The sequence below is a fragment of the Teichococcus rhizosphaerae genome, assembly GCF_002631185.1.
Taxonomy (GTDB): domain Bacteria; phylum Pseudomonadota; class Alphaproteobacteria; order Acetobacterales; family Acetobacteraceae; genus Pseudoroseomonas; species Pseudoroseomonas rhizosphaerae.
Map to the genome: position 1 here is coordinate 1 of NZ_PDNU01000016.1, position 8453 is coordinate 8453.

Annotated in this window: 8 protein-coding genes; all 8 read left to right on the forward strand. The window is 71.6% G+C overall.

All coding sequences use genetic code 11. The annotated features are described in order from the left end of the window. Positions 1-741, forward strand: a 741-nt coding sequence (locus CR162_RS10500; RefSeq protein WP_141563130.1) for a DUF3306 domain-containing protein, incomplete at its 5' end; no start/stop codon positions are given. A 149-nt stretch (positions 742-890) separates the two neighbouring features. Further along, entirely contained in the window at positions 891-1496 is a 606-nt protein-coding gene (locus CR162_RS10505; RefSeq protein ID WP_099095509.1) for a TorD/DmsD family molecular chaperone, read from the forward strand. Between the two features lie 28 nt (positions 1497-1524). Further along, positions 1525-1752: a twin-arginine translocation signal domain-containing protein gene (locus CR162_RS10510; protein WP_099095510.1), complete on the forward strand. Its 228-nt coding sequence runs from the start codon at positions 1525-1527 to the stop codon at positions 1750-1752. Between the two features lie 23 nt (positions 1753-1775). Next, positions 1776-4670, forward strand: a complete 2895-nt coding sequence (locus CR162_RS10515; RefSeq protein ID WP_099095511.1) for a formate dehydrogenase subunit alpha — start codon at positions 1776-1778, stop codon at positions 4668-4670. Between the two features lie 16 nt (positions 4671-4686). Further along, positions 4687-5283: a formate dehydrogenase FDH3 subunit beta gene (gene fdh3B, locus CR162_RS10520; protein WP_099095512.1), complete on the forward strand. Its 597-nt coding sequence runs from the start codon at positions 4687-4689 to the stop codon at positions 5281-5283. Continuing rightward, on the forward strand, positions 5283-6545 hold the full coding sequence (locus CR162_RS10525) for a formate dehydrogenase subunit gamma (protein ID WP_099095513.1): 1263 nt from the start codon (positions 5283-5285) through the stop codon (positions 6543-6545). The genes fdh3B and CR162_RS10525 overlap by 1 nt, the downstream gene beginning before the upstream one ends. An 86-nt stretch (positions 6546-6631) precedes the next feature. Next, positions 6632-7132, forward strand: coding sequence for a molybdopterin-guanine dinucleotide biosynthesis protein B (gene mobB / locus CR162_RS10530; RefSeq protein ID WP_099095514.1), 501 nt, complete (start codon positions 6632-6634; stop codon positions 7130-7132). Beyond that, the gene (locus CR162_RS10535) at positions 7120-8379 is read left to right on the forward strand and encodes a molybdopterin molybdotransferase MoeA (RefSeq protein WP_099095515.1); all 1260 of its coding nucleotides are present in this window, start codon (positions 7120-7122) and stop codon (positions 8377-8379) included. Before mobB ends, CR162_RS10535 begins: the two co-directional genes overlap by 13 nt. Positions 8380-8453 lie beyond the last annotated feature (74 nt).

Below are 8453 nucleotides of genomic sequence, written 5' to 3' on the forward strand. Positions count from 1 at the left end.
GGGGAGGGTTTCCTGGGCCGCTGGTCCCGCCGCAAGCGCGGCCTGGAGGCCGAGTCACTGGCGGAAGCGCGCCCCGCCCCGCCCGTGGCCGCGCCCGCCACCCCGCAGGCACCGGCCCAGCCACCGATGGCGGCCCAGGCACCGCCCCTGGCGGAGTTCGACCCGGCCAGCCTGCCGCCCCTGGAAAGCCTGGGGCCGGGGAGCGACTTCGGCGCCTTTCTCAAGCCCGAGGTCCCGGCGCTGCTGCGGCAGGCGGCGATGCGGCGGATGTGGTCGCTCGACCCGGCCATCCGCGACTATGTGGGCCCCGCCGACTATGCGTGGGACTTCAACGCGCCGGACGGGGTGCCGGGCTTCTCCCTGGAGTTGGGCGGCGAGCTGCGCGAGCTGCTGGCCCGCGCGATTGGCGCACCGGCCGGGCCGGAAGGGCAGGAGCCTGGCGCGGCGGAAGGGTCCCGCCCGCCCGCCGCCCCGGAAGCGCTGGCGGACATGGCTCCGGCCAGGCTTCCAGAGGAGCTTCCAGAGGGGCTTCCGGCCGAGCCTGCGGCCGGAATGGAACAGTCCGGGCCGCCCGGCCTTTCTCCCGTTCCGCTTTCCCCGGTCCAGCTTCGCCCGGCTCAGCTTCCCCTGGCCCCGCCGCCGCTGAGCGGGGCGCCGGAGCTGCCCTTGCCCGCGGCCTTGCCGGAAAAGGAGGCATCCCCGCCGCCCCGCCGCCGGCATGGCGGCGCCGTTCCACAATAGAAACCGGTCATTTGAGAATAGTTCTCAAATGAAGCCTGTGGCGGATACTTGCCCATACCCGAGCGGATGAGTCAGAATGGCCCCCGGCCTGCCCTGCTCCGGGCGGCCCGCCCTTGTTCAAGACCACCCACCATCGGACTGCCCGACGCATGGCCAAACCGGTCTCGCCGACCGCCCCCCCGGATCTGCTGGAGCTGGAACGCGCCCGGCTTTTCGCCCTGCTGGGGCGGCTGCTGGTGGCGCCGCCGGATGGCGCGCTGCTGGCCAGTCTGCGTGCCCTGCGCGGCGAGCCGGGCACCCTGCTGGGGGATGCCTACCACGCCCTGGCGGAGGCCGCGCGGGAGGCCGAGCCGGCGCAGGTGGAGCGCGAATACCACGACCTGTTCATCGGCGTGGGGCGTGGCGAGCTGCTGCCCTTCGCCTCATATTACCTGACGGGATTCCTGCATGAGCGCCCGCTGGCCGAGCTGCGCGCCACGCTGGGGCAGCTCGGGGTGGAGCGTGCCCCGGGCGTGTCCGAGCCGGAGGATCACCTCGGCTTCCTGTGCGAGACCATGGCCGGGCTGATCGCGGGGGTGTTTCCCGCCGGGCCGGAGGAGGCGCCAGGCTTCTTCGCCCGCCACATGCAGTCCTGGGCGCCGCGCTGCTTCGCCGACATGCAGGCGGCGGAGGCGGCGCGGTTCTACAAGGCCGTCGGCGCGCTGGGACGCGCGGCGATGGAGATCGAGGCAACGGTGGCCGGGTTGCCGGCGTAACAACGGACAAAGACCAGGGAACGCGGCGATGCAGGACGGGAACAAGGCGGCCGGCGAGAAGAACAGGGTGGCGGAGCGGCGCGGCTTCCTGAGGACGCTGGGCCTGGCCGGGGGTGCTGCCGCCGCGGCGGCGGCGCCTGCCGTGGCGCAGGCCCAGGCGCCGCGCCTCCGCAAGGAGACCGATGCCGAGAAGGTGGCGGCCCGCTATCGCGAGACCGACCACGTCAAGGCCTTCTACCGCACCAACCGCTACTGAGACGCGACAGGAAGGGACGCCCCATGCTGATCAAGCGCAGCGAGGGGAAGGCCGCCCGTCAGCGGCTTTCCTCCACCTATCAGGGCCTTTCGGGCGGCGGGCTGGACCGGCGCGCCTTTCTGCGGCAGGCGGGGCTCGGCGGCGCCGGCCTCGCGGCGCTGGGCGGCCTCGGGCTGGGCACGGTGCGCCCCGCCGCTGCCGGCGCGACCGATTTCGGCCAGCCCGTCCAGCGCATCAAGAACATCTGCACCCATTGCTCGGTCGGCTGCACGGTGGTGGCCGAGGTGCAGAATGGCGTCTGGGTCGGCCAGGAACCCGCCTGGGACAGCCCGATCAACCGCGGCACCCATTGCGCCAAGGGCGCCTCGGTGCGCGAGCTGACGCATGGCGACCGCCGCCTGAAATACCCGCTGAAGCTGGTGGACGGGCAGTGGCAGCGCCTTTCCTGGGACCAGGCGATCGAGGAGATCGGCGAGAAGCTCCTGGAGATCCGCCGGAAGTCCGGGCCGGATTCGGTGTTCTGGCTGGGCAGCGCCAAGTTCTCGAACGAGGGCGCCTACCTGATGCGCAAGCTCGCCGCGTTCTGGGGCACCAACACGATCGACCACCAGGCGCGCATCTGCCACTCCACCACCGTGGCGGGTGTCGCCAACGTCTTCGGCTACGGCGCGCAGACCAACAGCTACAACGACATCCGCAACAGCCGCTCCATCATCATCATGGGCGGCAACCCGGCGGAAGCGCACCCGGTCGCCATGCAGCACGTGCTGAGCGGCAAGGAGATGAACCGGGCGAACATGATCGTCATCGACCCGCGCTTCACCCGCACGGCGGCGCATGCCACCGAATATGTGCGGATCCGCCCGGGCACCGACATCCCCGTGATCTGGGGCCTGCTCTGGCACATCTTCGAGAACGGGTGGGAGGACAAGGAGTTCATCCGGCAGCGCGTCTATGGCATGGACGACGTGCGGCGCGAGGTGGCCAAGTGGCACCCGGCCGAGGTGCTGCGCGTCACCGGCGTGCCGGAGGCGCAGCTGAAGCGCGTGGCGCAGATCTTCGCCACCCAGAAGCCCTCGACGCTGATCTGGTGCATGGGCGCCACCCAGAAGACGGTGGGCACCGCCAATGTGCGCGCCTTCTCGATCCTGCTGATGGCGACGGGCAATCTCGGCGCGCCGGGCACCGGCGCCAACATCTTCCGCGGCCACACCAACGTGCAGGGCGCGACCGACCTCGGCCTCGACGTGACGACGCTGCCCGCCTATTACGGCATCGACGAGAACGCCTGGCGCCACTGGTGCCGGGTCTGGGACGTGCCCTATGAGTGGATGGTCTCGCGCTTCGCCAGCAAGGCGCTGATGGAGACGCCCGGCATCCCGACCACCCGCTGGTTCGATGCCGTGCTGCTGCCCAAGGAGCAGGTGCAGCAGCCCGACCTGCTGAAGGCGATGATCGCCGTCGGCCATGGCGGCAACACCGTCAGCCGCATGCCCGAGGCGATCAAGGGCATGGAGAAGCTGGAGCTGCTGGTGGTGGCGGACCCGCACCCCACCAACATGTCCAGCATGTCCGACCGGCGCAACGGCACCTACCTGCTGCCGATGTCCACCCAGTTCGAATGCGCCGGCAGCCGCACCGCCTCGAACCGCTCGCTGCAGTGGTACGAGCCGGTGGTGAAGCCGATCTTCGAGAGCAAGACGGATTACGAGCTGCTCTACCGGCTGGCCGAGAAGCTCGGCTTCGCGCAGGAGATGTTCAAGACCATCGAGGTGCGCGGCAAGGAGCCGGTCGCGGAAAGCATCCTGCGCGAGATCAACCGCGGCGCCATCTCCACCGGCTATTCCGGCCAGTCGCCGGAGCGGCTGAAGCTGCACATGCAGCACCAGGCGGATTTCGACGTGGTGACGCTGCGCGGCAAGGCGGGCACGCCGGTGGCCGGCGAGACCTACGGCCTGCCCTGGCCCTGCTGGGGCACGCCGGAGATGAAGCACCCGGGCAGCCACATCCTCTACAACACCCACCTCCACGTGAAGGAGGGCGGCGGCACCTTCCGCGCCCGCTTCGGCGTGGAGCGCAACGGCCAGACGCTGCTGGCCGAGGGCTCCTATTCCAAGGGCTCGGAGATCACCGACGGCTACCCGGAGTTCACCGTCGCGGTGCTGAAGAAGCTCGGCTGGTATGACGAGCTGACGGAGCGCGAGAAGGAGATCATCGCCCGCATCGGCGGCAACGACCCCGACCGCGTCTCCTGGTCCACCGACCTTTCCTTCGGCATCATCCGCGTGGCGATGGAGCATGGCTGCGTGCCCTATGGCAACGCCAAGGCGCGCGGCAACGCCTGGAACCTGCCGGACCCGGTGCCGGTGCACCGCGAGCCGATCTACACGCCGCGCACCGACCTGCTGGCCGAATACCCGGCCATCGACGACCGCCGCGGCTTCCGCATGCCGCACCTGGCCAAGAGCGTGCAGCTGCGCTCCAACACCGTGGCGCGCTCCTTCCCCATCGTGCTGACCTCGGGGCGGCTCGTGGAATACGAGGGCGGCGGCGAGGAGACCCGCTCCAACAAGTGGCTGGCCGAGCTGCAGCAGGACATGTTCGTCGAGATCAACACGGCGGACGCCGCCGAGCGCGGCATCCGCGAGGGCCAGTTCGTCTGGGTGGACGGCCCGGAGAACGGCGCCAAGGTGAAGGTCAAGGCGCTGGTCACCGAACGCGTGGCCAAGGGCGTGGCCTTCATGCCCTACCATTTCGGCGGCTGGTGGCAGGGCGAGGACCGGCGCCGCCACTACCCGCCGGGCACCGACCCGATCGTGCTCGGCGAGAGCGCCAACACGGTCACCACCTATGGCTACGACCCGGTGACCGCGATGCAGGAGACCAAGGTGACGCTCTGCCAGATCCGAGCGGCGTGAGGGGAGGGATCAGATCATGGCCCGCATGAAGTTCCTCTGCGACAGCGACCGTTGCATCGAGTGCAACGCCTGCGTCACCGCCTGCAAGAACGAGAACGAGGTGCCCTGGGGCATCAACCGCCGCCGCGTCATCACGCTGAACGACGGCAAGCCCGGCGAGCGCTCGATCTCGATGGCCTGCATGCACTGCACGGACGCGCCCTGCGCCGCCGTCTGCCCGGTGAGCTGCTTCTACACCACGGCCGACGCCATCGTGCTGCACGACAAGGACCTGTGCATCGGCTGCGGCTACTGCTTCTACGCCTGCCCCTTCGGCGCGCCGCAATTCCCGAAGGTCGGCAACTTCGGCGGCCGCGGCAAGATGGACAAGTGCACCTACTGCGCCGCCGGCCCCGAGCAGGACAACAGCGCGGCGGAATACGCGCAGTACGGCGCCAACCGCATCGCCGAGGGCAAGCTGCCGCTCTGCGCCGAGATGTGCTCCACCAAGGCGCTGCTGGCGGGCGATGGCGACATCATCGCCTCCATCTACAAGGAGCGGGTGCAGACCCGCGGCTATGGCGCCGGCGCCTGGGGCTGGCGTACCGCCTACCGCGAGACGGTGGACGCGTGATGCGCCGCGCCCTTCTCGCCCTCGGGCTGGCCCTGCCGCTGCTGGCGGGCACGGCCATGGCCCAGGCACAGCAACAGGCCCCGCAATCGGCGGAAACGGCCCAGGCGGTGCCGAACGGCGCCCCGACGGCGCAGCAGCAGAGCCAGGACCGCGGCCCCGGCCCCGACAAGGGCGCGCCCGAGGTGCAGGCGCCCGTTCCCGAATCCCAGAGCGCGGGCGAGAACCGGCAGCAGCAGGCGCCGACCTCCACCGCCACCCAGCAGCCCACCGGCACGCCCACCGCGCCCCAGCCGGAGGTGGCGCCGGTGCCCGTCTCGCCCATTCCGGCACCTCCGCCGGTCAGCGAGCGCGCCCAGCCCTCGGCCGAGGAGCAGGAGCTGGAGGCGGCACTGAAGGGCCAGCACATCCAGGGCCGCATCTCCATCCCGAACCAGTCGGCCAGCCTGCTGGTGCAGCCGCAGGGCCGGGACTGGCGGGCCTTCCGCAACCAGACCCTGTTCTGGACCGGCGCCATCGCGGTGCTGGGCATGGCGGCGGTGATCGCGCTGTTCTACCTGATCCGCGGCCGCGTGCGCCTGGAGGCCGGGTTTTCCGGCCGCACCATGCTGCGCTTCGGCTTCATCGAGCGCGTGGTGCACTGGATGACAGCCAGCACCTTCATCGTGCTGGCGCTGTCGGGGCTGAACCTGACCTTCGGCCGCCACCTCATCCGGCCGCTGATCGGCGACCAGCCCTTCACCGACCTCACCCATTACGGCAAGATCGCGCACAACTTCCTGGCCTTCCCCTTCACCCTGGGCATCGTGCTGATGTTCCTGTTCTGGGTGAAGGGCAACATCCCGAACAAGCTGGACCTGGTCTGGCTGCGCCAGTTCGGCGGCATGGTCGGCAGCGGGAACCCGCCCTCGCAGCAGTTCAACGCCGGCCAGAAGGTGATCTTCTGGGTCACGGTGCTGGGCGGCGGGCTGGTCGCGCTGTCGGGCTACCTGCTGCTCTTCCCCTTCACGGTGGCCGGCGTGAACGGGCTGCAATGGAGCCACATGCTCCACGGCACGCTGTCGATGCTGATGATCGCGGTGATGCTCGGGCACATCTATATCGGCACGCTCGGGATCGAGGGCTCCTTCTCCGCGATGGGCTCGGGCCGCGTCGACTACAACTGGGCGCGCGAGCACCACAGCCTGTGGGTCGATGACGAGCTGAGGAAGGCGCATGATTCCGTGCGGCCCGAGGCCGCCGCGCGCCCGGCCGGCGCCGACTGAGGCGGGCCGGCAGAAAGCAGGATGGGCCGGGGGAATCCGTTCCCCCGGCTTTTTTTTGTCCGCCAGCCCGGATAAGGCTCATCGCCATGCGCCTGATCGGATTGGCCGGCTGGAGTGGCGCCGGCAAGACCACCCTCCTCGCCCGGCTGATCCCGTGCCTGACCGGCCGCGGCCTTTCGGTCTCCACGCTGAAGCACGCGCATCACCGCTTCGACGTGGACCAGCCCGGCAAGGACAGCCACACCCACCGGCAGGCGGGGGCGCAACAGGTTCTGGTCTCCTCCGCCCAGCGCTGGGCGCTGATGACCGAGCTGCGCGGCGCGCCCGAGCCCGCCCTGGCGGAGCTGCTGCGCCACCTTTCCCCGGTGGAGCTGGTGCTGGTGGAGGGCTTCAAGCGCGACGGCCACCCCAAGATCGAGGTGTTCCGCGCCGCCAATGGCAAGCCCTGGCTGCACCCCGAGGACCCCGCCATCCGCGCCGCCGCCGCCGACACGCCGCCCCCGGGCGGCCTGCCCCATGCCGGGCTGGACGATATCGAGGGGGTGGCGGACCTCGTCCTGCGCTACGCTGCGCCATGGCCCAGCTGAGCGACGACTGCTTCGCCTTCGGTGGCGCGCTGCTCTCGGTGGAGGCGGCGTCGGCGCTGATCGCCGAGCGGGTGCCGCCCATCGCCGGCGCGGAAACGGTGCCGCTGGCCCAGGCGCGCGGCCGCGTGCTGGCGGCCGACCTGTTCGCGCCGCACCCGCTGCCGCCCTTCTTCAACAGCGCCGTGGATGGCTACGCCTTCCGCCACGCCGATCTTGCGGCCGGCGCGGCCGGGACGCGGCTGCGGCTGGCGGGCCGGCTGGCGGCGGGGCAGGCGGCGGGGGCGGCGCTCGCCCCCGGCACGGCCTGCCGCATCCTCACCGGCGCGCCCATGCCGCCCGGCGCCGACACGGTGATGATGCAGGAGGATGCGCGGCTGGAAGGCGATGCCCTGCTGCTGCCCCCCGGCCTGAGGCCCGGCGCCAATTGCCGCCCCGCGGGCGAGGATGTGGCGCGGGGCGCGCTGGCCCTGCCGGCGGGGCGGCGGCTCGACCCCGCCGCCATCGGCCTCGCCGCCGCGCTCGGCCTGCCGGCGCTGGCGGTGCGGGCGCGGCCACGCATCGGCGTGTTCAGCACGGGCGACGAGCTGGCCGCGCCCGGCACCCCGCTCGGCCCGGCCCAGACCTATGACAGCAACCGCTTCTCGCTGCTGGCGCTGCTGGCGGGGCTGCCGGTGGAGCCGGTCGATCTCGGCATCCTGCCCGACCGCGCCGGGGCCACCCGCGCCGCGCTGCGCGAGGCCGCCGCCGGGCACGACATGCTGCTGACCTCGGGCGGCGTCTCGGCGGGGGAGGAGGACCATGTGCGCGCGGCCATCGAGGCGGCGGGCAGCCTGGTGTTCTGGCGGCTGGCGCTGAAGCCGGGCCGCCCGGCGGCGATGGGGGTGGTCGGCGGCACGCCCGTGCTGGGGCTGCCGGGCAACCCGGTGGCGGCCTTCGTCACCTTCCTGCACCTGGCGCGGCCGCTGGCGCTGCGGCTCTGCGGCGCCGCGCCCGCGTCGCTGCCGCGCTTCCACGCGGAGGCCGACTTCCCCTACCGCAAGAAGGCGGGGCGGCGGGAATATGTGCGCGTCACGCTCCGCCCCGGCACGGCGGGGGGGCTGCCCGTCGCCACCAAATACGCGCGGGAAGGGGCGGGGCTGCTTTCCTCCCTGACGCAGAGCGATGCCTTCGCCGAGCTGCCGGAGGAGGCCACCGGCGTGGCGCCGGGCGAGCGGCTGGTGGTGCTGCCCTTCGCCGCCCTGTTCTGAGCGGCCTCGGTCGTGTCCCATCGCGTGGTGTAGGAGCGGGGCTCCTCAGCGGGCTGAGCCGAAGTGTCAGACGG

Bases quoted from the DNA above. Each gene is read 5' to 3' on its own strand.
- mobB (WP_099095514.1), top strand. From the start codon at position 6,632: ATGCGCCTGATCGGATTGGCCGGCTGGAGTGGCGCCGGCAAGACCACC.
- CR162_RS10525 (WP_099095513.1), top strand. From the start codon at position 5,283: ATGCGCCGCGCCCTTCTCGCCCTCGGGCTGGCCCTGCCGCTGCTGGCG.
- fdh3B (WP_099095512.1), top strand. From the start codon at position 4,687: ATGGCCCGCATGAAGTTCCTCTGCGACAGCGACCGTTGCATCGAGTGC.
- CR162_RS10510 (WP_099095510.1), top strand. From the start codon at position 1,525: ATGCAGGACGGGAACAAGGCGGCCGGCGAGAAGAACAGGGTGGCGGAG.
- CR162_RS10505 (WP_099095509.1), top strand. From the start codon at position 891: ATGGCCAAACCGGTCTCGCCGACCGCCCCCCCGGATCTGCTGGAGCTG.
- CR162_RS10515 (WP_099095511.1), top strand. From the start codon at position 1,776: ATGCTGATCAAGCGCAGCGAGGGGAAGGCCGCCCGTCAGCGGCTTTCC.
- CR162_RS10535 (WP_099095515.1), top strand. From the start codon at position 7,120: ATGGCCCAGCTGAGCGACGACTGCTTCGCCTTCGGTGGCGCGCTGCTC.